General features: G+C 63.0%; 22 protein-coding genes. 5 read left to right on the plus strand and 17 right to left on the minus strand.

All coding sequences use genetic code 11. The features are described 5' to 3' along the window. Positions 1–46: 46 nt before the first annotated feature. Positions 47–958 (minus strand): ornithine carbamoyltransferase, encoded by a 912-nt coding sequence (gene argF / locus AC1D2G_RS05750; protein ID WP_477412614.1) that lies wholly within the window; start codon positions 956–958, stop codon positions 47–49. Between the two features lie 17 nt (positions 959–975). Then, complete coding sequence (locus tag AC1D2G_RS05755; RefSeq protein ID WP_477412616.1) at positions 976–2,175, minus strand: acetylornithine transaminase; 1,200 nt, start codon at positions 2,173–2,175, stop codon at positions 976–978. A gap of 356 nt (positions 2,176–2,531) precedes the next feature. Between AC1D2G_RS05755 and AC1D2G_RS05760 the strand changes: the two genes are divergently transcribed. Continuing rightward, positions 2,532–3,050 carry a GcrA family cell cycle regulator gene (locus AC1D2G_RS05760; protein ID WP_457152058.1) on the plus strand — a complete coding sequence of 173 codons (519 nt, stop codon included), beginning with the start codon at positions 2,532–2,534 and terminating at the stop codon, positions 3,048–3,050. A 95-nt stretch (positions 3,051–3,145) separates the two neighbouring features. Here the strand turns inward: AC1D2G_RS05760 and AC1D2G_RS05765 are convergent, their stop codons facing one another. The 3 genes from AC1D2G_RS05765 to AC1D2G_RS05775 form a co-directional block, all read right to left on the minus strand. Beyond that, entirely contained in the window at positions 3,146–4,156 is a 1,011-nt protein-coding gene (locus AC1D2G_RS05765) for a magnesium and cobalt transport protein CorA (RefSeq protein ID WP_095082303.1), read from the minus strand. 91 nt (positions 4,157–4,247) lie between these two features. Beyond that, positions 4,248–4,973, minus strand: a complete 726-nt coding sequence (gene phoU, locus AC1D2G_RS05770) for a phosphate signaling complex protein PhoU (protein WP_477225367.1) — start codon at positions 4,971–4,973, stop codon at positions 4,248–4,250. Between the two features lie 113 nt (positions 4,974–5,086). Beyond that, on the minus strand, positions 5,087–6,352 hold the full coding sequence (locus tag AC1D2G_RS05775) for a sensor histidine kinase (RefSeq protein ID WP_477225366.1): 1,266 nt from the start codon (positions 6,350–6,352) through the stop codon (positions 5,087–5,089). A gap of 184 nt (positions 6,353–6,536) precedes the next feature. Between AC1D2G_RS05775 and ppk2 the strand changes: the two genes are divergently transcribed. Beyond that, positions 6,537–7,445, plus strand: coding sequence for a polyphosphate kinase 2 (gene ppk2 / locus AC1D2G_RS05780; protein WP_477305141.1), 909 nt, complete (start codon positions 6,537–6,539; stop codon positions 7,443–7,445). A gap of 68 nt (positions 7,446–7,513) precedes the next feature. On the opposite strand, the gene AC1D2G_RS05785 is transcribed toward ppk2, so the two are convergent. From AC1D2G_RS05785 to AC1D2G_RS05795, 3 genes are all read right to left on the minus strand, one after another. Then, positions 7,514–8,263 (minus strand): enoyl-CoA hydratase-related protein, encoded by a 750-nt coding sequence (locus AC1D2G_RS05785; RefSeq protein WP_477412618.1) that lies wholly within the window; start codon positions 8,261–8,263, stop codon positions 7,514–7,516. A gap of 14 nt (positions 8,264–8,277) precedes the next feature. Continuing rightward, positions 8,278–8,916 carry an acyl-homoserine-lactone synthase gene (locus AC1D2G_RS05790; RefSeq protein ID WP_095082315.1) on the minus strand — a complete coding sequence of 213 codons (639 nt, stop codon included), beginning with the start codon at positions 8,914–8,916 and terminating at the stop codon, positions 8,278–8,280. A 97-nt stretch (positions 8,917–9,013) separates the two neighbouring features. Then, positions 9,014–9,745: a helix-turn-helix transcriptional regulator gene (locus AC1D2G_RS05795; RefSeq protein WP_095082317.1), complete on the minus strand. Its 732-nt coding sequence runs from the start codon at positions 9,743–9,745 to the stop codon at positions 9,014–9,016. Positions 9,746–10,002: 257 nt separating this feature from the next. On the opposite strand from AC1D2G_RS05795, the gene AC1D2G_RS05800 reads away from it, so the two are divergent. Further along, on the plus strand, positions 10,003–10,854 hold the full coding sequence (locus AC1D2G_RS05800) for a transporter substrate-binding domain-containing protein (protein ID WP_477412620.1): 852 nt from the start codon (positions 10,003–10,005) through the stop codon (positions 10,852–10,854). 18 nt (positions 10,855–10,872) lie between these two features. Here AC1D2G_RS05800 and AC1D2G_RS05805 read toward each other — a convergent pair whose 3' ends face one another. Beyond that, positions 10,873–11,286 (minus strand): tellurite resistance TerB family protein, encoded by a 414-nt coding sequence (locus AC1D2G_RS05805; RefSeq protein WP_477412622.1) that lies wholly within the window; start codon positions 11,284–11,286, stop codon positions 10,873–10,875. A gap of 156 nt (positions 11,287–11,442) precedes the next feature. On the opposite strand from AC1D2G_RS05805, the gene AC1D2G_RS05810 reads away from it, so the two are divergent. After that, the gene (locus tag AC1D2G_RS05810; RefSeq protein WP_477412624.1) at positions 11,443–13,089 is read left to right on the plus strand and encodes a lysine--tRNA ligase; all 1,647 of its coding nucleotides are present in this window, start codon (positions 11,443–11,445) and stop codon (positions 13,087–13,089) included. On the opposite strand, the gene AC1D2G_RS05815 is transcribed toward AC1D2G_RS05810, so the two are convergent. The 8 genes from AC1D2G_RS05815 to AC1D2G_RS05850 all read right to left on the minus strand — a co-directional run bounded on the left by AC1D2G_RS05815 (position 13,055) and on the right by AC1D2G_RS05850 (position 22,503). Then, complete coding sequence (locus AC1D2G_RS05815) at positions 13,055–13,906, minus strand: thermonuclease family protein (protein WP_477412626.1); 852 nt, start codon at positions 13,904–13,906, stop codon at positions 13,055–13,057. The genes AC1D2G_RS05810 and AC1D2G_RS05815 overlap by 35 nt on opposite strands. A gap of 9 nt (positions 13,907–13,915) precedes the next feature. Next, the gene (locus AC1D2G_RS05820; protein ID WP_477412628.1) at positions 13,916–14,566 is read right to left on the minus strand and encodes a S24 family peptidase; all 651 of its coding nucleotides are present in this window, start codon (positions 14,564–14,566) and stop codon (positions 13,916–13,918) included. Between the two features lie 159 nt (positions 14,567–14,725). Continuing rightward, complete coding sequence (locus tag AC1D2G_RS05825; protein ID WP_095082325.1) at positions 14,726–15,031, minus strand: DUF3303 family protein; 306 nt, start codon at positions 15,029–15,031, stop codon at positions 14,726–14,728. A 197-nt stretch (positions 15,032–15,228) separates the two neighbouring features. Next, the gene (locus tag AC1D2G_RS05830; protein WP_477412630.1) at positions 15,229–17,445 is read right to left on the minus strand and encodes a 3-hydroxyacyl-CoA dehydrogenase NAD-binding domain-containing protein; all 2,217 of its coding nucleotides are present in this window, start codon (positions 17,443–17,445) and stop codon (positions 15,229–15,231) included. 15 nt (positions 17,446–17,460) lie between these two features. Then, complete coding sequence (locus AC1D2G_RS05835; protein WP_457151612.1) at positions 17,461–18,669, minus strand: acetyl-CoA C-acetyltransferase; 1,209 nt, start codon at positions 18,667–18,669, stop codon at positions 17,461–17,463. Between the two features lie 83 nt (positions 18,670–18,752). Beyond that, positions 18,753–19,925 (minus strand): acyl-CoA dehydrogenase family protein, encoded by a 1,173-nt coding sequence (locus tag AC1D2G_RS05840; protein ID WP_477412632.1) that lies wholly within the window; start codon positions 19,923–19,925, stop codon positions 18,753–18,755. A 51-nt stretch (positions 19,926–19,976) separates the two neighbouring features. Then, entirely contained in the window at positions 19,977–21,767 is a 1,791-nt protein-coding gene (locus AC1D2G_RS05845; RefSeq protein WP_477412634.1) for an acyl-CoA dehydrogenase, read from the minus strand. 274 nt (positions 21,768–22,041) lie between these two features. Continuing rightward, positions 22,042–22,503, minus strand: a complete 462-nt coding sequence (locus AC1D2G_RS05850; RefSeq protein ID WP_095082335.1) for a MerR family transcriptional regulator — start codon at positions 22,501–22,503, stop codon at positions 22,042–22,044. 454 nt (positions 22,504–22,957) lie between these two features. Here AC1D2G_RS05850 and AC1D2G_RS05855 point away from each other — a divergent pair, with 454 nt between their 5' ends. Continuing rightward, positions 22,958–26,992, plus strand: coding sequence for a peptidoglycan-binding protein (locus AC1D2G_RS05855; protein WP_477412636.1), 4,035 nt, complete (start codon positions 22,958–22,960; stop codon positions 26,990–26,992). Positions 26,993–27,000: the final 8 nt, after the last annotated feature.

The following is a 27,000-nucleotide window of genomic DNA, read 5'->3' on the forward strand; positions in this document are numbered from 1 at the left end:
CTTGATTTGCGTGATGCGGCGCAGATAGGCATCACACCCCCAGAGATCAAGCGCCGAGACACCAGGCGAGCACGGCCTTCTGGGCATGGAGCCGGTTCTCGGCCTCGTCAAAGACCACCGAATGCGGCCCGTCAATGACCTCGTCGGTCACTTCCTCGCCGCGATGCGCCGGCAGGCAGTGCATGAACAGCGCCTCCGGCTTGGCCTTCGCCATCAGCTTGGCATTGACCTGGTAGGGCGAGAACACGTTGTGGCCGCGGGCGCGATGCTCCTGGCCCATCGACACCCAGCAATCGGTGACGACGCAGTCGGCCTGGTCGACGGCTTCCTCGGGCGAGCGGGTGAAGTGCAGCTTGCCACCATGCGCCTGCGACCAGTCGACATGCTTCTGTTCCGGCTCGCTGCCTTCGGGCACGGCGACGTTGAGGTTGAAGCGGAACCGCGCCGAGGCCTCGAGCAGCGAATGCAGCACATTGTTGCCGTCGCCGGTCCAGGCGATGGTCCTGCCGGCAACCGGACCGCGATGCTCCTCGAAGGTCATGATATCGGCCATCAGCTGGCAGGGATGGGTGTCGTCGGTCAGTCCATTGATGACCGGAACGGTGGCATTCTCGGTCAGTTCGAGCAGCCGCTCATGCGAGGTGGTGCGGATCATGATCGCGTCGACGTAGCGCGACAGCACCTTGGCGGTGTCGGCAATGGTCTCGGAGCGGCCTAGCTGCATCTCGGTGCCGGTCAGCATGATGGTTTCGCCGCCAAGCTGGCGCATGCCGACGTCGAAGGACACGCGGGTGCGCGTCGAGGGCTTGTCGAAGATCATCGCCAGCACCTTGCCCTCGAGCGGCCTGGTCCGCTCGCCGGCCTTGAGACGAGCCTTTCGCACCACCGCATCATCAAGCATGAAGCGCAGATCGCCTTCGGAAACGGCGGAAAGATCGGTGAAATGGCGAACTGACATCAGCAATGGTTCCGGGATTACTTCGCGGCGGCGGCGGCGATCGCCTCCGCCAGGCCCTTGGCGCCGGCGCGGATGCGGCTGAGCGCGTCGTGGATCTCGGCATCGGTGACGGTGAGCGGCGGCAACAGGCGAATGACGTTGTCGCCAGCCGGAACCGCCAGCAGGTGCTGGTCGCGCAATGCCATGTTCACCTTGGTGTTGGGCATGGCGCACTTGAGACCGAGCATCAGCCCGGTGCCCCTGATGTCCTCGATGACCTCGGGAAACTCGTCGGCGACCGCCGCCAGCCCCTGCTTCATCAGCAACGCCTTGCGCTGGACATCTTCGAGGAAGCCGTCTTCCAGCACCACGTCGAGCACGGCGTTGCCGACCGCCATGGCCAGCGGGTTGCCGCCGAAAGTGGTGCCATGCACACCGGACGTCATGCCAATGGCCGCTTCATCGGTGGCAAGGCAGGCGCCCATCGGGAAGCCGCCGCCAATGCCCTTGGCGATCGCCATGATGTCGGGCGTGACGCCGGACCATTCATGCGCGAACAACTTGCCGGTCCGGCCGATGCCGCACTGGACCTCGTCGTAGATCAGCAGCAGGCCGTGCTGTTCGCACAACTGCCTGAGCCGCTTCAGCGACTGCGTCGGCACCGGGCGGATGCCGCCCTCGCCCTGTACCGGTTCGATCAGGATCGCCGCGGTCTCCGGCGTGATCGCCTTTTCGGCCGCGTCGATGTCATCGAAGCCGACCTGGTCGAAGCCCTCGACCTTGGGTCCAAACCCTTCAAGGTACTTGTACTGACCGCCCGCAGCGATGGTCGCCAGCGTGCGGCCGTGGAAGGCCCCCTCGAAGGTGATGACGCGGAAGCGTTCGGGATGTCCCTTGACGAAATGGTAGCGCCGCGCCGTCTTGATCGCGCATTCCAGCGCCTCGGCGCCGGAATTGGTGAAGAACACCTTGTCGGCGAAGGTGGCGTCCACCAGCCGCTCGCCGAGCCGGCTTTGCCCCGGAATCTCGTAGAGATTGGAGACATGCCAAAGCTTCGCGGCTTGCTCGGTCAGTGCCGAGACCAGATGCGGATGGCTGTGACCCAGCGAATTGACGGCGATCCCGCCGGCGAAATCGAGATATCGCTCGCCCTTGTCGGTAACCAGCCATGTGCCTTCCCCATGGTCGAAGGCCAGGGGTGCGCGAGCAAAGGTCTCGTAAAGCGCCGAACCGCTCATTATATGCGTCTCCGGTACCGGAAAATCAAAAAAGCCGCCAAAGCGGCGGCCTGTGCGGCTTATCGTGTTTTTCGGCCATGAAGTCAACGAAAACGTCGCGTAGTGCCCCGCGGCAAGCCCTCCGACGCAACGCCGGCTCACGAGCGACCGGGCAAGTTGGGGAAAACCTAAAAAACCGATTCGTGTTGCACTTGGGACTCTTGTCACCGAGTCAGCGCATAGAGTAGTTGTAGTCAAGAAATAACTAGATTTCGTGCGGCGGACCTAATCACCAGATATATGTGGTGTCTGCCCCGGCAAATGTTGCCGGGCCGGGAGTGGATTCCGATTGCCGCACGCTTAGCAGGAGCGGTCTCATGAACTGGACTGACGAGCGGGTAGAACTTCTCAGAAAACTGTGGTCCGAGGGTCTGAGCGCAAGCCAGATTGCTGCGCAGCTTGGGGGGGTCAGCCGTAATGCCGTCATCGGTAAGGTGCACCGGCTGAAACTGTCGGGCCGCGGGCGGTCGACCGCCACGCCGGCACGCCAGAAGAAGGCGGCGCAGGGATCGACCGTTCAGAAATCGGTGTCGCGCGCCGCAAGCACGGTCCGTCATGTCACGACATCGATCGGCGCAACGGCATTGCAGACGCAGTTCGATGCCGAACCTGTTGCACGCCACTATATTCGCCCGGTCGAGAATGTCGTGGTGCCGATCTCACGGCATCTGCAACTCGTCGAGCTGACCGAGCGGACCTGCAAATGGCCGAACGGCGATCCGCTTTCGGAGGACTTCAATTTCTGCGGCAACGAAGCCGCCGAAACCGGCCCCTACTGCAAGTACCACGCCCGCGTGGCGTTCCAGCCGGCATCGGAGCGGCGGCGGAGTCGATAAGAGAGAAGGGAATAGGGGAGTAAGGCAATACGGCAGTAGGTTTGCGGAAAGTTACGCTTGCGAAATGCCGTCCTACTGCCCTACTGCCCTCTTCTTCACAGCCAGCCATTCTTGCGAAAGCGCCAGTAGAGAAACGAACAGATCAGCGCGATCGTGGCCAGCACCACCGGGTAGCCATATTCCATCTTCAATTCCGGCATGTCGCTGAAATTCATGCCGTAAATGCCGGCGAATGCCGTCGGCACCGCCAGGATGGCGGCCCATGAAGCAAGCTTCTTGGAGATCGCCGTTTCCTGGCTCTGGCCGACCAGAAGGCTGGCCTCGAAAGCAAACGCCAGCACCTCGCGTAGACTGTCGATCTTTTCCTGCACGGTGCGGATATGGTCGGTCACGTCACGAAACAGCGGATGCATGGCCGTGTGGATCTGTGGCAGGTCGGCACTGGTTAGTCGGCGGCAGACTTCGACAAGCGGAAGTGCCGCATTGCGCAAGCGCAAAAGATCGCGGCGCAGCATATAGAGCCGTTCGATGTCGGGACCTGTCATCGGCTTCAGCAGGACCCTGTCCTCGATCAGTTCGACCTCGTCCTCGATCTGCTCGAGCACGGGCATGTAGTTGTCGACGATGAAATCGAGAATGGCGTAGAGGACGAAATCCTCGCCCTTTGCCAGCGAATGCGGGCAGCTTTCCCAATGCTGACGCACGGCGGCATAGGATGTGGACGGGCCATGCCTGACGCTGACGATGTAGCCGCTGCCGACGAACAAATGGGTCTCGCCGAAGGTGACCCGGCCGTCGATCAGCTGCGCGGTGCGGGCGACGATGAACAAGGCGTCGCCGTATTGCTCGATCTTCGGCCGCTGGTGCGGGTGCTCGGCATCCTCGATCGCCAGCTCATGCAGGTGAAACTGCGCCTGGACGCGAAGCAGCAGGTTGCGGTCGGGCTCGAGCAGGCCAATCCAGACGACATGACCGGTTTTTTTTGCCCATTCGCCGGCTTCCTCGATGGGAATGTCGGCGATGCGACGCCCAGCCGTGTAGACGCCGCATGCGATAATGCCGGAGGTCGGCGCAGGCGCCGGAGTCAGGTTCCGAACATTTTCCATCACAACCTCCCGAAGCAAATCTACGGACGAGGATACAGGAAAGCCCGGAAAGTCTAGCGCAATTCGGATGATGGTTCGAGAGTGCGACCGTTCAATTAACCGGAGGCGTCGCGGAAAGGCTGATCTTGTCGGTCTTGTCGCCCTTCGGCCGCTCGGCCGGCATCTGCTCGCCGGTGACGATGTAGTAGATGGTCTCGGCGATGTTGGTGGCGTGATCGCCGATGCGCTCGATGTTCTTGGCGCAAAACAGCAGATGCGTGCACGGCGTGATGTTGCGCGGATCTTCCATCATGTAGGTCAGCAATTCGCGGAACAGCGACGTGTACATGGCGTCGATCTGGTCGTCGCGGTCGCGCACGAAGCCGATCTTGTCGACCGAGCGCGATGCGTAGACGTCGAGCACTTCCTTGAGCTGGGTCAGCGCCAGGTTGGCCAGGGCCTCGAGGCCGCGGAACAGGCTGGTCGGCTGGCGTCCGTCGGTGACGGCGCCCACCCGCTTGGCAACGTTCTTGCCGAGGTCACCGACCCGTTCGAGGTCGGCGGAAATGCGGATGGCGCCGACGATCTCGCGCAGGTCCGTCGCCATCGGCTGGCGCTTGGCGATGATGATGATCGCCTTGTCGTCGATTTCGCGTTGCCCTTCATCGAGCACTGCATCGTCCCGGATGACCTTCTGGGCGAGGCCGGGGTCGGCATTGACGAGGGCGGCAACCGCCTGTTCGACCATACGCTCGGCATGGCCGCCCATCGCCGCGATGCGCTTCGACAGATATTTCAGCTCCTCATCATAGGCGCTCATGATATGCACGGACTGCATGGCGAAATGCCTTCCCACGGGTGTCTCGTTTTGAGTCGTTTCCTCGAATCCCCGCTGATACGCTAGCCGGATGACAGAAAAAAGAAACGGTCCCGTGGAAAACTAGGGCAGTATCAGTGCGTCGGCAAATGAACCGAGAAGGCAGCGCCCTTGCCGAACTCGGACTTGATCGAAAGCCGGCCATTGTGGCGTGTCAGGATATGCTTGACGATCGACAGACCGAGGCCGGTTCCCTTCTGGGTGCGGCTGGTCTCGACATCGACGCGATAGAAGCGCTCGGTGATGCGCGGAATGTGTTCCTCGGGAATGCCGGGGCCAAAGTCCCTGATGGTCACGTCGATGCCTGGCTCCGAGCCGGGATCGCCGCGCGCGATCGACACCACCACGCGGCCGCCCGACTGCCCGTACTTGCAGGCGTTTTCCAGGAGGTTCTCGAAAACCTGGAAGAGTTCGTCGCGATCCCCCGGCACGTCGAGCGGGCCGTCGGCGTAATCCCGTTCGACGATAACGCTGTTTTCCCTGGCCAGCGGTCCGAGCGAATCGATGACGCTATCGACCGTCTCACGCAGGTCGACCTCGGTTCCCGGCTTCAGATAGGGCTTCATCTCGAGCCGCGATAGCGACAACAAATCATCGATCAGGCGCGCCATGCGCCCGGTCTGGCTCTGCATGATCTGCAGGAACTGGTCGCGCGCCGCCGGGTCGTTGCGGGCCGGTCCGCGCAGCGTTTCGATAAAGCCGGAGATCGAGGCGAGCGGCGTGCGCAGTTCGTGGCTGGCATTGGCTATGAAATCGGCGCGCATGCGGTCGATCCTGCGCGCTTCGCTCTGGTCCTTGAACACCAGCACATAGAGATCGGTGCCGTGGCCGACCGAGGAGGCACTCACCCGGTAAGCCCGTTCGACCGGCAGCTTCTCCGTATAGTCGACGACGTCAGAGGCGACATCGCCCGACAGCACGCCGTCCAGCAGAGCCTGCATTTCCGGCGCCCGGAATTTCAGCGACAGCGACAGACCGGGCGCAATCCCCCCGAAGGCGGCGAAGGCGGCGGCATTGGCGTGGACGATGGTGGCGGTTCGGTCGAAGATGATCAGCGGGTCGGCGACGGCGGCCGCAAGATATTCGCCGGAGAGCCGTTGCAAACCGATTGCCTCGATCGCGGCGGCACTCTCGGCCGATTGGCGCGTGCCGGTGACCGGCAGCATTGCCGCTGCAAGCAGCAGCGTCAGCGCCGCAAGGACGACAAAGCCGGATATCGCGGCCAAGGCATACACGCCGAGAATCGCGACGACGCCGGCGATCAGCAGCCAGCGGCTGCTCCACAGCCGGACCGCCAGGCCTTGCGCCATGCCACTCTGCTCTGCGTCCAGGTCAGCCATTCGCTCGCGCGCCCGCACCCTTGCCTCGCACCCGTTCGACCGGCGACGGAAACTTCCGCGCGACCGGTCTAACGCATGACCCAGAAAATCGGAATCGATTTTCTGAAAGGATCATGCGCAAAATCAAAAGTGCTGTAGTGGCTCCCAATAGCATGAGTCCGGAAGCAGAAAAGGGTTCGTCTCGATGAAAAAAGCCAAGGAAACTCCCGCCGCGCCAACTTCGGGTCCGCTGAAGATCAGGATCGGCGGCAAGGAGCGGGAGTTCGATATTGAAAATCCCGTACTTCCCGACTGGGTCGAGGACAACAAGCTGACCGCCGGCGGCTACCCCTACGACAAGAAGATGAAAAGCGAGGAGTATGACGAGACGCTCGAGAAATTGCAGATCGAGCTGGTCAAGGCGCAGGCGTGGCTGCAGTCCACCGGCAAACGGGTGATGGCGCTGTTCGAGGGCCGCGACGCCGCCGGCAAGGGCGGCACGATCTTCGTGCTGCGCCAATACCTCAACCCTCGTACCGCGCGCAACGTGGCGCTGACCAAGCCGACCCCGACAGAGCAGGGGCAATGGTACTTCCAGCGCTATGTCGACCATTTCCCGACATCGGGTGAGTTCCTCACCTTCGACCGCTCCTGGTACAACCGCGCCGGCGTCGAGCCGGTGATGGGTTTTTGCACGCCGCAGCAGCACGAGCAGTTTCTCGACGAGACACCGCATTTCGAACGGATGATCGCCAATGAGGGCATCCACTTCTTCAAATTCTGGCTGAACATCGGGCGGGAGACGCAGCTCGAGCGCTTTCACGATCGCCGCTTCAGCCCGCTGAAAAGCTGGAAGTTTTCGCCGATCGACGTTGCCGGCATCACCAAGTGGGACGACTACACCAAGGTCCGCGACACCATGTTCGAGCGCACCCACAAGGAATTCGCGCCGTGGATCATCATACGGGCCAATGACAAGCGGCGCGCGCGGCTCGGGGTCATTCGGCGCATCCTCCTGTCGCTACCCTATGACGGGCGCGATCTCGACATCATCGGCAAGGAAGACAAGAAGATCATCGGCGAAGGGCCGTCGTTTCTGGGAAAGCAAGACTGACGTCTTTTGCGCCGCGCAGCCAGAGGCCGCGCGGCGCTTTCGTTATCGATGTCTTTCGATCGGACCGTTCAAGCCACCAGCCGGGCTATGCGCTGCAATCGCCGCAGCGTGGTGTCGTCCTGCAGCGCCTGCTGGAAAAGCGAAATCTCCTGATCGATACGGTCGCACAGCGCGGTGGTGTTGCCCTTGAGCAGGCCGCGCGTCTGCAGCAAGGCGGCGACCGGCTTCTTGACAAGCTGTCTCGCCCGGCCGAGGGCCGCGTCCTCGACTCTGCCGCCCGGCACGATCTCGGCGACGAGGCCGAGCGCCCTGGCATCCTCGGCGCGAAGTGTGTCGCCGAGGCAGAAGAAGCGGAAAGCACCGGCATAGCCGAGTTTCTGCGGCGCCAGGATGCTGGTCGCGGCATCCGGGACCAGGCCGAAATCGACGAACGGCACCCGGAACGTGCTTTGATCGGACGCGATCACCATGTCGCAATGGAACAGGATCGTGCAGCCGACACCGACGGCATCGCCATCGACGCAGGCCAGGATCGGCTTGGGAAACGTCGCCAGCGTGCGAAACAGATCGGTGACGGCGGCGATCAGCTTCTGGTGCTTGGTGGCGTCAAGGAATTCGGAGAAATCGCCGCCGAGACAGAAGCAGCCTGACAGGCCGCGCAGCACGACGACGCGCACCTCCTCATTGTCGGCGGCTTCATGGAAGGTCTTTGCCAGGCTTTCATAGGCTCTTCTGTCCAGCACCGGCCGGCCGTCATTCGACGATACGGTGACAATTAGCGTGTGGTTGCGGAGTTCTGGTTGCGGATGGGGGCTCATGACTGTCTCCGATTTCACGACGCACGCCTTTGACCGAGCATGTCGGGGTATCCCCTGGTCAGCACGGGAGCAAAATGATTGCGGCGCGAACGCACCACATCGAGCGTGTGCTCGTTGAACGTAAGCAAGGTGGCTACGACCTGCTGGTTGCCATAGGTGCGCTGATAACCCAGCGGGGTCGCCAGGAAATGCAGTTGCAATGCACGCAGCACCCACATCGGCTCGAACTCGATGATCACCTGGTTGACGTTGCGCTTCAGTCCCCACTCGACGAAGCCAGCGATCAGCTCGGTGCCGACGGTTGACACGCCGCGACGGCCATCGCGGTAACCTGGAGCGACCGCATAGCGGGTCAACTCGTAGATGTTGGGTCCGGAGGGCGGCGTTCCTTCAAAGAGGTCGGTCAGCACCTCGGTCAGCAGATGTCCCCGCGTCGTCGGCAAAAGCCTCTGGTAGCCTGCGACTTCACTGCCCCTGATGACGATTTGATGGACGGCCTCGTCATGATCGAACTGGTCGCATTCGAGCCCGTCGGGGCGCCTGAGGTCCTCCCATCCCATCTCCTCGACGAATATCTTGTAGCGCAAGCGATGGACCGCCTCCCAAAGGTCCGGGCGTTCCATCAATTCTTGGGTTGTGAGAGAAAAAAGCATTCCGTCATCTCCTGGTTTCAGAGGAAGATACGGCCGTGCTTCGATGAGAAAATTGCGTGATCGCGTAGGCTAGAATTGCTAGGCCGGCACGGCCGACCTAACTAATGTAGCCCCGCCTTATCGCTTCGGCGACCGCCTGAACCCGGTTGACGGCACCAAGTTTGCTTTTGGCGTTAAGAAGATGTTTCTCCGAGGTATGTTCGGAGATGCCGAGGATTTGCGATATCTCCCACTCGGACTTGCCGACGGCGGCCCATTGCAGGCATTCGCGTTCGCGCGGCGTCAGTACGATGTGATCGATGGTGTTGCTCGCCATCGTGTGGAGCTGCATGGCGCGACCGACCGCATAGGTTGACACCAGCGACACCAGGCCGAAATCGGCCGCCGACAATTCGACGGCCTCGCCGCCCAGCGACACCATGACAATCTGGCCGTCGAGCGTGATCAGCGGGAAGGCCAGTCCGTCGCGCAACTTGAACGCGCCGGCATCGCCCATCACTTCGCCGCTGCTTTTGTCGATGCGGGCGCCCTGTGAGGCTTCGCGCCACTGGAACGGCGCCTGCAGCTGTTTCATGTGGCTGACGACCGGGTCGTGATCGACATAGTTGCGCGCCACATAGCGCTCCAGCCATTCAACAGGCCAGTCGCACAGAAGCACATGCTGCTTTTGCTGGCCGCTTGGCGTGCCCGGCTGCGGCACGGTTCCCGCCATCAGTGCGGTGAGCCCGAAATCCGACGTTACACCCAGCAACGTTTCGCAGACTGCCGCCGCCGTTCCGGCGTGCTGCAGTTGGTCTATGAATTCCAACGTGCGATCGAACTGACCCATCGCAACATCAACCCTATGTTGCCTCATGCATTGCGACCAATGATGCGTGCTTCGTTTGCACTTCACCACCGACCACGGATTGCAAACCGCATGTTTTCGGTCGTGGTTCTCACCTTGGTCCCCCAACCAAGGCAGCCACTGCTATTTGCAAACTCCCTAAAGCATATCCTGAAATTGACGCGTTGAAATCAAAAAGCATTGTACCTTTGTCATTTTCGTACCAAAACCTGCCAACACGACTGCGGCGGAGTCTTATCGTGGCGTTCCAGTGGAGGTCTTTGGCTCTTGCGTCGCTGCTGATCGCAGCGCTGTCGGTCGCCGGTACCGCGCGCGCCCATGAGCCGCAGGTGCCGGTGCTGTGGGATGCCAAGGAGCGGCTGCCAAAGCCGGACCTTTCGGCACTGCCCCGGCTGCGCTTCCTGACGACCACGGATTTTCCGCCCTTCAATTTCCTCGACGGCTCGGGAAAACTGTCCGGTTTCCATATCGATCTGGCACGCGCCATCTGCGCCGAGCTTGGTATTGTCGACAAATGCCAGATCCAGGCCCTGCCCTGGGCAGAGCTCGAAGGCGCGCTGCAGAAAGGCGAGGGCGAAGCGATCATCGCCGGCATCGCCGCAACGGCCGAATCGCGCTCGACCTATGCCTTCTCACGCTCCTACCTGCAGTTCCCGGCCCGCTTCGTCACGCAGAAGAGCAAGGATCTGACCGAACCGGTCTTCGACAAATTGCGCGGCAAGCGTGTCGGCGTGCTCGCCGGCTCGGCGCATGAGCGCATGTTGCGCGACTATTTCAATACCGTTCAGATCGTCCCCTTCGACAGGCCGGAAGATCTCTATGCCGATCTCAAGGCCGGCAAGCTCGACGCCGCCTTCGGCGACGGCATGCGCCTGGCCTTCTGGCTGGGCGGATCGGATGCGGCCGGCTGCTGCCGCTTCGCCGGCGGACCTTATCTGGCGCCCGAATACCTGGGTTCTGGCATGGCCATCGCCACCAGGGCGGACGATCCAGCACTGGCCGCCGCGTTCGACTACGCGCTGCAGGAGATCTCGATGAAAGGTACGTTCGCCGAATTCTATCTGCGCTATTTCCCGGTCAGCTTTTTCTAGGCCCCGAAAGGCAGCGCCCTAAGTCAGGGTGCGCAGCCTCGCCTTGGCGGCACGACCGATGGCGGCGACCGTCAAGGTGTCGAGGTCAAGCTGACGCCGGATGAGCTGCAGCACCCGGACTTCCTCCATGCGCATTTCGAGATCGACGGCGGCCACCTCGAAGGCGGCGGCATAGGCGGTGTCGCGCAAGCGCTCGGGCAGCGCCTCGGCAACCCGCGCAAGAACGACTTCCAGGCCGTCCTTTTCATTCAGCATCTTCTGGCAAGCCTGGGCGACGCCGACCAGCCGGTCGTGGTTGAAATCCTCGAACACCGGCCACGAACGGACGACGTCGCCGATCCGGGCCAGCTCGACATCGGTCATGTCGCGATCGGAAGCCGAGGTGATGACCATCAGGTAGATCAGCGCTTCATGCGGCGTCGGCAACGGCATTCTGTACTCCTTGAATGGGCTCCGAAGGTAGGAAAGCGGTATCGGCACCGCAAGGAAAAAGCGCTGCACGCGTTGACGCTCCGGCCACGCACGCCTAGAGACCGGTTGAAAACCCCTGCTCCGGGCAACACCGGCGATTTATTTGGAAACTGTGACATGGCGGGATCAAACATCATCGATCTCAATCCCGAGCTGCTGGCGGCGGCGACAGAAAGCAAGGCATGGCCGTTCGAGGAAGCCAAGAAGATCATCGAACGCTACAAAGGCACCGACTTTCCTGAAACAATCCTGTTCGAGACCGGGTACGGACCCTCCGGCCTGCCGCATATCGGCACGTTCGGCGAGGTGGCGCGCACGACGATGGTGCGACACGCCTTCCGCGTCCTGACGCAGGATAAGGTTGCGACCAAGCTGCTGTGCTTTTCCGACGACATGGACGGCATGCGCAAGATCCCCGACAACGTGCCGGATCGTGCAGCGCTGGAGCCACATTTGCACAAGCCGCTGTCGTCGGTGCCCAATCCGTTCGGCGACGATTATGCGAGCTTTGCCGATCACAACAACGCGATGCTTTGCCGCTTCCTGGACACGTTCGGCTTCGACTACGAGTTCGCCAGCGCGACGCAATACTACAAGTCGGGCCGCTTCGACGCGATGCTGCTGCGCGCCGCCGAACGCTATGACCAGATCATGGCGGTGATGCTGCCGACGCTCGGCTCCGAGCGGCAGGCCACCTACAGCCCGTTCCTGCCAATTTCGCCAAAGAGCGGGCGCGTGCTTTACGTGCCGATGAAGCATGTCGACGCCAAGGCCGGCACCATCACCTTCGACGATGAAGGCACCGAGACCACGCTTTCGATCACCGGCGGCAGGGTGAAGCTGCAGTGGAAGCCGGATTTCGGCATGCGCTGGGCAGCGCTCGGCGTCGATTTCGAAATGTTCGGCAAGGACCACCAGACCAATGCGGTGGTCTATGACCGCATCTGCAACATCCTGGGTGGGCGTGCTCCAGAGCATTTCGTCTATGAACTGTTCCTCGACGAAAACGGCCAGAAGATCTCAAAGTCGAAGGGCAACGGGCTGACCATCGACGAGTGGCTGACCTATGCGCCGACCGAGAGCCTCGGGCTCTATATGTACCAGCGGCCGCGGCAGGCCAAGAAGCTGTATTTCGATGTCATCCCGAGAGCAGTGGACGAGTATTACACCTTCCTTGCGGCTTACCCGCGGCAGGACTGGAAGGAGCGGCTGGGTAACCCGGTCTGGCATATGCATGACGGCAACCCGCCGGCCATCGACATGCCGGTGCCGTTCTCGCTGCTGCTTAACCTGGTCAGCGCTTCCAACGCGCAGAACAAGGATGTGCTGTGGGGCTTCATTTCGCGCCATACCGCTGGGGTGACGCCTAAGACGCATCCCGAGCTCGACCAGCTGGTCGGCCATGCGATCCGCTATTTCGACGATTTCGTGAAGCCGACGAAAACCTTCCGCCCCGCCGACGAGGTCGAGCGCGCGGCGCTGGCAGCCCTCGAAACGGCGCTTGGCGCGCTGCCGACGGACGCCAACGGCGAAGCGATCCAGAACGCTTCGCTCAACGTCGCACGTAGGATCGAACGCTATCAGGATCACTCCAAGCAGAGCCCGGAAGGTGGCCCCGGCGTGTCGGGCGCCTTCTTCCAGATGATCTACCAGGTGCTGATCGGCCAGGAGCGCGGCCCGCGCTTCGGCTCGTTCGCCGCGCTCTATGGCATTGCCGAGACGCGGGCGCTCATTGAGCGGGCGCTGGCTGGTCAGCTGGCTTGAGAACGCCGTCGACCTCTTCCAGGATCGAGCTCGGCGCCTGAGGCGCAGGGCTTGGTGCGGCCGGCATCGCCGGCATGCCGGAAAGGTTCGGCGCCGATCCGAAAATGCCCTTCTTGGCCGTGCGCGCCTTGTCGCCGGCCTCGACATAGGGCCCACCCTTGGCGGCCCGAGCCCAGCCGTTTTCGACCAGCCATTGACCGACATCCTGCTTACCGATCCGGCATTCGGCGGCGATCAGGTCGCGACCGCCCTCAGGCGGCACGGTGCAGACCACCGCGCGGCCGCGCAGGAAGGCGCGGAACGCCGTTCGCGCCCGGATACCGCACGGCCAGGCTTTGCCGTCATCGGTGCAGGTCTCGTCATGCCTGACGATGTCGATGCCCGACACCGCGACCGAATAGCCCTTGGCCTCGATCAGGCCGGCGGCCTGCGCGACCGGCTGGAACAGCTTTGTCCCGTTCCAGTCATCGGGCATTTTCGGCCTGGGCGGCACCGCCAGCGCCAGCTTGCTCAACGGCTCGCGCGGCTCGACACGCTCAAGCCCCTCGGCGGGCAGTTCCGGTGGTACGATAATTTCAGGATCGATCGCCCTCGAATGTGACGCCGGCTTTGGCGGCTGCGGAGCGGTCATGGCGGATGTCGCCGGCTCTGCGAGCACGGTCTCGGCGCCCTCCTGTGAGATCGTGTCGGCGCCCGGATCGACCTGATCCACCGTGACTACGCCTGCACTTCCCTTCAGCGTGCGACCGCCAGCGACGACCATTGCCGCCATCGCCGGGACCATCAGAACCGCCAGGACAAGATGAGGGAGCCGCACCAGCCGGACCTACTGGCTTGCCCAGACAATCCGCGCCACCCATTCGACATCGCGCATGGGAATGTCGCGGTCCGGATGATCGGGATTGAGCGAGACCAGTGCAATCGACTTGACGGTCTGGCGCTCAAGCACCTTGGCCATCACTTCGCCGGCGGTGGTCTTGACGACGACACGATCGCCCTTGCGGGTGATGGCGCCCGGCTCGACGATGAGGACATCGCCATCGCGGTAGAGCGGCAGCATGGAATCACCTTGCACCTGCAGCGCATAGGAGCTCTCCGTCGATTGCGCCGGCAGTTCGACCAGGTCCCAGCCCTGCCCGGCCGGAAAGCCGGCATCATCGAAGAAGCCGCCGGCGCCGGCTTGGGCAAAGCCGAGCAACGGCACCGAGCGCTTGTGGGCTACCCGTGCTTCCTGGGCTGACGCGGCCCTGCCCTCGATCAGGCCGGTGAATTCGTCGAGCGTAGCCCCTGTTGCCTCGATGATCTTGGCAAGCGATTCGGTCGACGGCCAGCGCGGCCGACCATCCGACGACAGACGTTTCGACTTGTTGAAGGCCGTCGAATCGAGCCCCGCGCGCCGGGCCAGCCCCGAAGCCGACAGCGAATAGCGCTCGGCGAGAGCATCGATGGCAGCCCAGACACGGTCATGCGAGAGCAAGCTCGCTCTCCTCGAAACAGGAAAAAATGCCTCTTCCTGTCTAACGCGCAACCGCCGCCATGTCCACCGGGCGCAGCAGGCGGATTGCCAACAAAACTGTGTGCCGCCGCGACAACGACGCGCGGTTCAGTGATCGGACATCAATGATCGCCGATGAACCTATCCGGCCATCGCCGCCATCGCTCTCGGCAAGCCCTTCCTGAGTTCCTCAGCGTTCATCACCGGGATCATCTCGACGCTGGCATTGAAGGCGAAGAAGAACCGCTCGGCGACATAGGGCATATCCGAACTGTCCTTTACCTCCACGACGAGATAGGCCGTTCGCCGGCCACCGTCGGCGGTGAAATAGGCGGCCTCCGGGTTGAGGTCGGACAAGGTGTGCTCGATGAACTTGGCCATGCTGCCGTTCTTGATCGCCTTGTTGCCTTCCTCGGCCGGGATGGAAACTCTCAGCATCATACGCATGACGATTACGTCCTTCTGCCAACTTTAGGTTAGCAAAAGCTAATTTATCACCGACGGACCGCATGGGAAAGCTGAAGCGCGCCGGCCGCGGCTACGTGCCGTGGCCATCATACGCAGACCAAAGGGCGACAAGCGTCCTTTGCGTCTCCGAAGGACGCCCAGCGCTGCCGCCGCACCCAGACATAGATCGGCCCGCGTCAGGCTGCCTGCTTCACGTCACCGGCGTAAGGATTGAAGCGCTCATAAAAGGTCTCGCCCTTCTCGGCCATATCGAGCAACAGCTTGGGTGCCTTGAATTCGGCGCCGTATTTCTTCTGCAGCTTCTTGGCGATCTTGACGAATGCCTTGGCGCCGATGCCGTCGATATAGGACAGCGCACCGCCGGTGTAGGGCGCGAAGCCGAAGGCCAGGATCGAGCCGACATCGGCCTCGCGCGGGTCGGTGACGATGCCCTCTTCCATCACCCGGGCCGCTTCCAGCGCGATGGTGACCAGCAGCCGCTGCTGCAGCTCTTCATAATCGACCTTCTCAGCCGCAAGCTGCGGATAGAGGTCCTTGAGGCCCGGCCACAGCTTCTTCTTGGCCGGCTTGGCGGGATAGTCGTAAAAACCCTTGCCATTCTTGCGGCCGAAGCGGCCATGGTCGTCGACCATTGTGTTGATCAACGCCATTTGCTTCTGGTCGACGGCGGCGTCGCCGAGATCGCGCATGGTCTGCTTCATGATTTTCTGCGCGAGGTCGATGGCCGTCTCGTCGGTCAGGGCCAGCGGGCCAACTGGCATGCCGGCGGCTTTCGCCGCATTCTCGATCATGGGTGCAGGCACGCCTTCGATCAACATCTTGTAGGCTTCCGACATGTAACGCAGCACGCAGCGGTTGACATAGAAGCCGCGCGTGTCGTTGACGACGATCGGCGTCTTCTTGATGGCGCGGACGAAATCGATGGCTGTCGCGAGCGCCTTGTCGCCGGTCTTCTTGCCCAAAATGATCTCGACCAGCATCATCCTGTCGACCGGCGAGAAGAAATGGATGCCGATGAAGTTCTTCGGCCGCGCCGAGTTCTTGGCCAGCGACGAGATCGGGATGGTCGAGGTGTTGGAGGCGAAGATGGCCGAGGCTTTAAGCACCGCTTCCGCCTGCTCGGTGGCGCTCTTCTTGACGGCGGAATCCTCGAACACCGCTTCGACCACCAGGTCGCAACCGGCAAGGTCGCCATAGTCGGCCGTCGGCGTGATCAGCGACAGAAGTTTGTCCTTCTCCTCGGGCTTGGCACGGCCCTTCTTCACCTGATCCGAGACCAGGCTGTCGGAATGCGCCTTGCCCTTGGCGGCCGACTCCATGTCGCGGTCGAGCAGAACCACCGGAATGCCGGCCTTGGCGGTGACATAAGCGATACCGGCGCCCATGAAGCCGGCGCCGAGAATGCCGATCTTCTTGAACTTGGTTTCCGGTACGCCGGCCGGGCGACGCGCGCCCTTGTTCAGTTCCTGCAGCGACACGAACAGCGAGCGGATCATCGCCGCCGCTTCCTGGGTCTGCATGATCTCGGTGAAATAGCGCTGCTCGATGCGCAGGGCCGTGTCGAACGGCACCAGCAGGCCTTCATAGACGCATTTCAGGATCGCGGCGGCAGCTGGATAATTGCCATAGGTCTCGCGGCGCAGGATCGCGATGGCCGGCGGCCACAGATTGAAGCCGGCTGGTGAATAGATCTGGCCTCCGGGCAGCTTAAAACCCTTCTCGTCCCACGGCGCCACCGGCTTCAGGCCGTTCCTGATCATCGCCTTGGCGGTGTCGACCAGCTTGGCCGGTTCGGCTATCTCATGGATCAGGCCCATCGACTTGGCCTTCTGCGGCGACAGTGGCTGGCCGGACGTCAGCATCTGCAGCGCCTGTTGCTGATCGGTCAGCCGCGGCACGCGCTGGGTGCCGCCGGCGCCCGGGAAGATGCCTATCTTCACTTCGGGAAGCGCCATCCTGACCTTGTCGCTATCGGCGGCGACACGGCCGTGGCAAGCGAGCGACAATTCGAGGGCGCCGCCCATGCAGGTGCCGTTGATCGCCGACACCCACGGCTTGCCCGACGTTTCAAGCTTGCGGAACAGGCCGGTCATAGTGCCGGCCTGGTCGAACAGCGCCTTGGTGGCCTTTTCGATATCCTTGTCCTTTTCAGCGGCGAAAGTGGTCAGCATCTTCTGCAGCAAGGTGATGTCGGCGCCGCCGGAGAAGGTGTCCTTGCCGGAGGTGATCACCGCGCCCTTGATGGCGGCATCGCCCGCCACCATGTCGACGATGGCGTTCAGTTCCAGCATCGCCTCTTCGGTGAAGACGTTCATCGAGCGGCCCGGCATGTCCCAGGTGACCAACGCAATGCCGTCGGCGTCGATGTCGAGGGTGAAATTGGTGTAGCTCATGATTTCTCTCCCCTATCAGACGCGTTCGATAATCGTTGCGGTGCCCATGCCGGCACCGATGCACAGCGTTACCAGTGCGGTGTTGAGATCGCGGCGCTCGAGTTCGTCCAGCACCGTGCCGAAAATCATCGCGCCAGTGGCGCCGAGCGGATGGCCCATGGCAATGGCGCCGCCATTGACGTTGATCTTGTCGTGCTCGATATCGAAGGCTTGCATGTAGCGCAGCACCACCGAGGCGAAGGCCTCGTTGAGCTCGAACAGGTCGATATCCGATAGCTTCATCTTGGCACGCTTCAACAGCTTCTCGGTGACGTCGACCGGACCGGTCAGCATCAGCACCGGTTCGGAGCCTATGTTGGCGAAGGTGCGGATGCGAGCGCGCGGCTTCAGCCCCATCGCCTTGCCGGCCTTCTTCGAGCCGAGCAGCACGGCGGCGGCGCCATCGACGATGCCGGACGAATTGCCGGCATGGTGGACGTGGTTGACCTCTTCCACCTCGGGGTGCTTCTGCACGGCGACGGCATCGAAACCACCCATTTCGCCGGGCATGACGAAGGACGGGTTGAGCGAGGCCAGCGACTGCATGTCGGTCGACGGACGCATGTGTTCGTCATGGTCGAGGATGGTCAGGCCGTTCTGGTCCTTGATCGGAATGACGGAATTCTTGAAGCGGCCGTCGGCCCAGGATTTGGCCGCGCGCTTCTGGCTCTCGACTGCATAGGCGTCGACGTCGTCGCGCGAGAAGCCGTATTTGGTGGCGATCAGGTCGGCCGAGATGCCTTGCGGCACGAACCAGCCGGGCAGGCCAACCGAAGGATCCATAAACCAGGCGCCGCCAGAGGCGCCCATGCCGACCCGCGACATCGATTCAACGCCGCCAGCGATGACGATGTCATCGGCGCCCTGCGCGATCTTGGCGGCGCCGAAATTGATGGCGTCGAGGCCCGAAGCGCAGAAGCGCGAGATCTGCATGCCAGGCGCCTTGGTGTCGTAGCCAGCCTCGAAGGCGGCGGCGCGCGGAATGACCGAGCCCGCCTCGCCGACCGGATCGACGCAGCCGAAGATGATGTCGTCGACATTGCCGGTGTCGAGCCCGTTGCGATCGCGCAATGCCTCGAGCGTCTTGGCGGCAAGCCGCACCGCCGGCACCTCGTGCAGCGATCCGTCCTTCTTGCCCTTGCCGCGCGGGGTGCGCACAGCATCATAGACATAAGCTTCGGCCATTTTTTTTGCTCCTTGGGTTTATCGAACGGCTTTGGACCGATGCATGTCGATCTCCCAAAAATGGGACCTTTGGGCGACATGCATTAGAGCGAGCGTCCGATCAGCAATTTCATGATCTCGTTGGTGCCGCCGTAGATGCGCTGGACGCGGGCGTCGCGGAACATGCGGGCGATCGGGTATTCATTCATGTAGCCATAGCCGCCATGCAATTGAAGGCATTCGTCGACGACTTTTCCCTGCAGGTCGCTGAGCCAGTATTTGGCCATCGACGCCGTCACCGGGTCGAGGCCACCGGCGATGTGGCGGGCGACGCAGTCATTGTAGAAGACCCGGCCGATGGTTGCCTCGGTCTTGAGTTCGGCCAGCTTGAACTGGGTGTTCTGGAAATCGATGATCGCCTTGCCGAACGCCTTGCGTTCCTTCACATAATCGATGGTCAGCGCCAGTGCCCGCTCGATCATGGCAATGGCACTGGTGCCGATCTGTAGCCGCTCCTGCGGCAATTGCTGCATCAGCTGGACAAAGCCCTGCCCTTCCTCGTGGCCGAGCAGGTTGGAAGTCGGCACGCGCATATCGTTGAAGAACAGCTCCGACGTGTCGTTGGCCTTCAACCCTATCTTGTCGAGGTTGCGGCCGCGCTGGAAGCCTTCGACCTCATCGGTCTCGACGACGATCAGCGAGGTGCCCTTCGCTCCCTTCTCCGGATCGGTCTTGGTGACGACGATGATGAAGTTGGCAAGCTGGCCATTGGTGATGAAGGTCTTGGAACCGTTGATCTTATACTGGTTGCCATCCTTCTCGGCCCGCGTCTTGACGCCTTGCAGATCGGAGCCGGCACCTGGCTCGGTCATGGCGATGGCGCCGATCAGCTCGCCGGTCGCCAGCTTCGGCAGCCATTTCTTCTTCTGCTCTTCAGAGCCGTAGTGGAGGATGTAGGGGGCGACGATCGAGTTGTGCAGGCCGATGCCGAAACCATCGACACCGACATGGCTGATGGCCTCGATGATGGCGCTCTCATGCGCGAAGGTACCGCCCGAGCCGCCATACTCCTCCGGCATCGAGGCGCAGAGCAGACCGGCAGCGCCGGCCTTCAACCAGCTCTCGCGGTCGACCATCTCGTTCTTCTCGAATTCGTCGTAGCGCGGCGCGATTTCCTCCGACATGAAGCGGTGCGCCATGTCGTAGAGCATGCCGACCTCGTCCGCGGCCCAGGCGGGCTTCGGCAAAGTGAGCACTTCGGCGGGATTTGTCGCCACGATTTCCTCCGCGTATCGACAGGACAGGGCCGGCGGTGCCGGCGTTCGAGCTTAGAACGCTTCCGCCGGCAGAGCCATCAGCGTGTCGGCACCGCTCGAAATGCGGGCGAGGTGAGCGCCGGTTTCCGGCATGATCCGCTCCATGAAGAAGCGCGCCGTCACAACCTTGTTGTCGTAGAAGGACTGCGAACCGTTGGCCCCCGTCTTGCCAAGCGCCGCCTTGGCCATCTGCGCCCACATATAGCCCAGCGCCACAAGGCCGAAGAGATGCATAAAATCGGTCGAGGCAGCGCCCGCATTGTCGGGCTTGGCCATGCCGTTCTGCAGCAGCCACATGGTGGCGGCCTGAAGGTCGCTGAGGCCCTTCTTCAGTGCCTTCGTGAACGGCGCCATCTTCTCGTCGGAACGGTTTTCCTCGCAGAATTCGCCGACCTCCTTGAAGAAGGCCTGCACGGCGCGGCCGCCATTCAAACCCAGCTTGCGGCCGACAAGGTCGAGCGCCTGGATGCCGTTGGCGCCTTCATAGATCATGGCGATGCGGGCATCGCGCACGAACTGGCTCATGCCGTGCTCTTCGATGTACCCGTGACCGCCGAACACCTGCTGCGCCATCACGGCGTGGTCGAACCCCTTGTCGGTGAGCACGCCCTTGACCACTGGCGTCAACAGGCCGGTGTAGTCGTCGGCGGCCTGGCGGTCCTTGTCGTCGCCAGAGCGGTGGGCGACGTCGGACTTGATCGCCGTCCACAGCGCCAGCGCGCGGCCGGCCTCGTTGAAGGCCTTCATGGTCATCAGGCTGCGGCGGATGTCGGGATGGACGATGATCGGGTCGGCCTTCTTGTCCGGCGCCTTCGGCCCCGACAGCGAGCGGCCCTGCAAGCGGTCCTTGGCGTAGGCCGCGGCGTTCTGGTAGGCGATCTCCGACAGCGACAGCCCTTGCAGGCCGACGCCGAGGCGCGCCTCGTTCATCATCGTGAACATCGCCTTCAAACCACCATTGGCCTCCCCGAGCAGCGTGCCTTCGGCCTCGTCATAGTTCATGACGCAGGTCGAATTGCCGTGGATGCCCATCTTCTCCTCGATCGAGCCGCAGGAGACGGTGTTCCTGTTGCCGGGATTGCCCGATGCGTCGAGCTTGAGCTTCGGCACGATGAACAGCGAGATGCCTTTGACGCCTTCCGGCGCGCCCTCGATGCGGGCCAGCACCAGATGGACGATGTTGTCCGACATGTCGTGCTCGCCGGCCGAGATGAATATCTTCTGGCCTGAAATCTTGTAGGTGCCATCGCCATTCGGCACCGCCTTGGTTCGCAGCAGGCCAAGATCGGTACCGCAATGCGGCTCGGTCAGGTTCATGGTGCCGGTCCAGGCACCCTCAACCATTCTCGGCAGCCATTTGGATTTCTGCTCGTCGGTGCCGTGTGTGATGATCGCCGCAATCGCGCCCTGCGTCAGGCCCGGATACATCATCAGCGACATGTTGGCCGACACCATATATTCGGCAACGGCGGTGTGCACCGCATAGGGCAGGCCCTGGCCGCCGAACTCGACGGGTGCGGCCAGACCCATCCAGCCACCCTCGCGATACTGGTCGAAGGCCTCCTTGAAACCCTTCGGCGTCGTCACCGAACCGTCGTCATGGCGGACACAGCCTTCGATGTCGCCGACACGGTTCAGCGGATGCATGACGTTTTCGGCGAGCTTGGCGCCTTCGGCGAGAATAGCCTCCAGTACATCGGGCGTGGCGTCGGCAAATCCGGGAAGGTTCGAATAGCGCTGATAGCCCAGCACCTCGTTGAGCACGAACAGCGTATCCTGGACCGGAGCCCTGTATGTCGGCATGCTTTCCTCCACCCTGCAGACCTGTCCGAATGCCCCCGAAGTCTACCAAGGGTGGCATGCGGACCCATGTTGCGAGCGGGATAGCAAAAATTGACGTTTGCGTAAACGTCAATTTTTTCGATGCGACAAGATTTCCCGTCCACCGCGCGGTGAACGTAGCGGCGAGGCGTTGCACAAGCTAGCGGCGAGAGGCTGCATTGGGCCGCGGCCAAGACGACGAAAAGCCGCGCGGCAGGGCCACGCGGCTTTGATAGTCAGACAGTCAGCGGATGAATTAGCCCGCGACGCTCGCCTGCGGCGCCGAACGCTCGGCCAGCATTTGGCGCACCGCCGACATCGAGCCGCTCAGCTCGTTGATGGCGTCATCAATCAGCGCCCGCTGCTTCTGCAGCCGGGCAAGCTGCTTTTCCGACTTGTCCAGCGCCAGCCGCAGCTGCTTGGTGTTGGAGCCGGTCGGATCGTAGAGGTCCATCATCTGCTTGACGTCGCGCAGCGAGAACCCAACCTTGCGGCCAAGCAGGATCAGCTTCAGCCGGGCCTTATCGCGGCGCGTATAGAGACGGGTCGAACCGTCGCGCTGCGGGTTGAGCAGGCCCTTGTCTTCATAGAAACGCAGCGTGCGCAGCGTCACTCCATATTTCTTGGCCATCTCACCGATGCGGACAAGGTCCTCGCCGGTTTCGACAGACATATTGTTGGTATTGGCCGCGGTCTCGCCGGCCGAGATAAGCTTCATGGTCACTGGCTTTCCCCATCTGGTGGCGTCGCGGTCCTGGACCGTGCGTCGCCTGACTGGAAGCGGGGGCTTGCTTCCGGTCGTGGTTTCAACAAACAAATCGCAAACAGCACGCTCAGGGCGCCTTTTACGTTTACGTCAATTCTATACCGATAGCCGCCTCATGACGCAAGGGCGTTCTGCGCGGCGAGCGTTATGCCGCACCGTGCTGCCGGCATCCGACATCCTTGCAACTTCTTAAGTTTGGTTAACGCGTTGTTTACCACGTTGGGCGAAATGTGGGCGCGTCGGCTACCCGTGGTTATCCTGTATCGAATTTTTCACGGTTTTTCGGAGCGCGGGTGAGAGCCCGGGAAGCTCGTCTTCCACCGCGGCATAGCCGCTGTCGCCTCGTTCCGACAGGGACTTGGGGGAACTGGCCGCGAGCCAGCCAATCTGAAAGACGGACGCACCGATGAACAGCAAGCGGTCCTACCTCGATACACTCAACGCCGGCAGGCAGCGCAGGCCGCAGACCACGCTCGAGCAGTTGAACCGTTCCCTCGAAACGCTGGAGCAGCGGCTGGACCGTACGCGCGAGGACCCGATGGCACGGCCCGAGCCCCGCCAATACGGGGCCGATGCGCGCTATCCAGCAGCCCAACCCTCTGGCCAACCCTCCAGCCAGCAGCGGTGGTACGAGGATCCGCAGCCGGCGCCGCGCCCGACGAGCCCGCCGCCGCCCGCCGCCGCTTTCGGGCAGAATTACCAGGCCATCGCCCGCGACATCGATCGCGTGCGTGGCCAGGAGGACGGCGTTGCCATGGTCGGCAAGATCGCCGGCGAGTTGCGCGGCATGCGCGAGGAACTGCGCCACCAGATGACGGCTGGGCTGCAGCGGGAATTCGAAGCGCTGCGCAAGGACATCGAGCGGGCTTTCCAGTCGGGCGCCAGGCCGGGCACCTCGGCCAAGGGCAGCGCCGAACTCGGCCTTGAATTCGAACGGCTCTCCGGCGCCATCCAGACACTGGCCGAGAAGAGCGACGACAGAAGCGTCAATATGCTGCGGCTCGAGCTCGAACAGGTCAAGGCCGCGCTCGACACGCTGGCGCGCGAGGAGAGCGTGCAGAAGGTCGACCGCCGCTGGGACGATTTCGATCGCCGGTGGACGGCCTTCGAGGACCGGGTCGACGCCGACCAGCGCAAGCGCTCCGACGACCCCGGCCTATCAATGCTGACCGACCGGCTGGAGCAGATCAGCAACGCCGTCAACAATCTGCCGGAATCGCTGTCGCTGCGCTCGCTCGAGGAAAAGGTCCGCACGCTTGCCGGCGCCGTCGATCATTTCGCCAGCCAGCAGGACAATCGTGGCAGCGACACGCTTGGCATGATCGACGAGCGGCTGGACGAGATCTCCCGCGCCATCGTCGCCTCGACGGTCGCCGCGCAAGCCAATTCTTTCGACCACGAGGCTTTCGAGCGCATCGAGAAGCGGATCGACTCGCTTGCCCAACAGATCGAGGAAGTTGCGCAGGACCGCCCGGGCAACGCTGTCATGGACCGGCTGAGCACCCTGTCGAGCCGTGTCGACGAGCTCGCCGGCCGCGCCAACCTGCCCGAGCAGGCGATGGAGCGCCTGGCCAAGCAGATCGCGCTCATTGCCGACAAGATCGACCAGGCGCCTGCCATGCCCGACGCCGACTATATCTTCCATGGCCTGGAGCAACGCTTCGACGTGCTGTCGAGCATGATGGAACGTCGCCAGGGCGACGCCATCGAACAGGGCAACATGCTATTCCGCGATCTCGAGCGGCGGCTGGACGAGGTGGCCGACAGGCTGGACCAGCGCATGCCGCATGTCGACAGCGCCGGCATCATGGAAGCCATCGACGCCCGCTTCACCGCGCTGGCTAAGCGCATCGAAACGCGTGTTCCCGATCCCGCAGGCGAAGCCGCGATCCGCGGCCTGGAAAGCCGGCTCGAAGACATTTCAAGCCGGCTGGACGCATCGGCCGCGCAGGTGGCCGGCATCGATCCGGCGCTGATCCGCAGCCTGGAGGCGCAGGTCGCCGGCCTGTCCGCCCACCTTTCAAGGCCCAGCACGCCGCTGCCGGAATTCGAGGACATCAGCCCGCGTCTCGACGAGATCGAGAAGTCGCTGTCCGGAACGCGCGATTCCATCCTCGGCGCGGCGCGCGAAGCGGCCGAGAACGCGGTGCGTTCGCTGGCCGGTTCGAGCGCCAACACGACAGCCGTTTCCGGCCTCGCCCAGGACCTGAAGACCCTCGAAACGCTGACGCGGCGCTCGGACGAGCGCAATTCGAGAACATTCGAAGCCATCCACGACACGCTGCTGAAGATCGTCGACCGGTTGGGTTCGCTGGAACCCGGCGAACCGGTCGAGGCGGTGAGCGAACTCCTGGATGCGGCTGCGGTCGGACCCAACAGCCGGCGCGGTGCGCGGCGGTCCAAGATGGCCGTCGAGGCACCGTCAATGGATATCGATCAGCCTGTACCGCTTACCGGGGACATGGCCGATCTCGATGGCCGCGCCGCCGCTATCCTGCGCAATGATCCGGGCATGCGTGGCGACCTGGATACGCGTGGCGACCTGGATATGCGTGGCGACGTGGGCACGCGCTCACCAGCCGAAGCCGCCGCTGCCGCGGCCCTGGCTGCCCTCAGTTCCGACACCATCGCCGAGAAAAGCGAACAGGCAGGCGGCCGCAAATCGTTGTTCGGCGGGTTGGCACGTGCATTCAGGGGCAAGAAGGAGGCCGACATTCCGCCGCTGGCCGGCTCGGCGCCGATTGCCCCGACACCGAGCGTCGACCTCGACGAACCGCTCGACCCAAAATTGGCCAATCGGCCGCTGGAGCCCGGCTCCGGCGCACCTGACCTCAATGCCATCATGAAGCGCGTGCGCGACGAGCGCGGCCAGCCGGCCAAGCCAAGCGACACCGATGCCGCAAAATCGGATTTCATCGCCGCAGCGCGGCGCGCGGCGCAAGCGGCGGCCGCCGAGGCCGATGCGCTGAAGCGCCAGTCGACGATGACCGGACCCGTGAAGGCACTGCGGATCGGCGACCTGCTCAAGGCGCGGCGCAAGCCAATCCTGATGGCGGCCGCCGCGATCATGCTGGCGCTCGCCGGCCTGCAACTGGGCAAGGCCTTCTTCGCCGATCCGGCGCAGGTGGCAAGCAACGACGCCGCGCCGATCGTCGCCTCGCAACCGGTGCAAACCGCCTCGATCGATGCGGCTAGCCAGCCGAAGGCGGACGTTCAGCCGCAGTCCGTGGAAAGCGCGCCGGCCCGTTCCGTCAGACAGGCCGAGCCGTCCGAACCGGCAGCCAAGGATGACATGGCCGTGCAAAGCACGATGGCCACGCCGCCAAGCATCGAGCCTTCGATGGATGCGGCACCGACAGCCCAGCCGGTTCCTGCGCCTGTTGCTTCGGCGACGCCCGCAGATGCGAGCGCAGCGGCACCCGACATGACAGCTTCGGCTGCTGCGCTCCCGGCTGGCCCGGCCCCGGTCGCCGCGGAAGCGACCGATGCCGATACCGGGGCTGTGACGGCCGAGCCAAACACCGCCAAGGACACGACGGGCGCGGTTCCACCGGCGGACGCTTCGCCGGCGGCGGCCACCGCCAAGTTCGACATTCCCACCGACGTCGGCCCGCTCGCCTTGCGCGATGCCGCTGCCGGCGGCGACGCCAAGGCATTGTTCGAGGTCGGTTCGCGCTACGCCGAGTCGCGTGGCGTCAAGGAAGACATGGCGGCAGCCGCCAAATGGTATGAGAAGTCGGCCGAACTCGGCTTCGCGCCGGCCGAATACCGCATCGGCAATTTCTTCGAGAAGGGCATTGGCGTCGCGCGCGATATCAAGAAGGCGAAGACCTGGTACCAGCTCGCCGCCGAGCAGGGCAACGCCAGCGCCATGCACAACCTGGCCGTGCTGTTCGCCATGGCCGCGGATGGCGTCACCGACAATGAGTCGGCCGCGCACTGGTTCCAGGCGGCGGCAGACGTCGGCGTCAAGGACAGTCAGTTCAACCTCGGCATCCTCGCCGCCAAGGGCGTCGGCATGAAGCAGAACCTCGAGGAATCCTACAAATGGTTCGCGCTCGTCGCCAAGACCGGCGACAAGGATGCGGCGGCCAAGCGTGACGAGATCGCGAATGCGATGCGGCCAGAGCAACTCGAACGCGCCCGTGCCGCGGCCGAACTGTGGAAGGCCAAGCCGCTGGATGCGGCAGCCAATTCGGTCGACATTCCCGAATCGTGGCAGGACGGCGCGCCGCAGACGACCGCCAGCGTCGACATGAAGAAGGCCGTCGAGAACATCCAGCGCATTCTCAACAAGAATGGCTACGATGCAGGCGACGCCGACGGCAGGATGGGCCAGAAGACGAAGACCGCGATCATGGCTTTCCAGACCGACAACAAGCTGCCGGCGACCGGCACGGTCGACGAAAAACTGGTCAAGGCGCTGCTGGCGCGCAAATAACGGCAGAT

The organism is Mesorhizobium sp. P2_C7 (assembly GCF_056404515.1).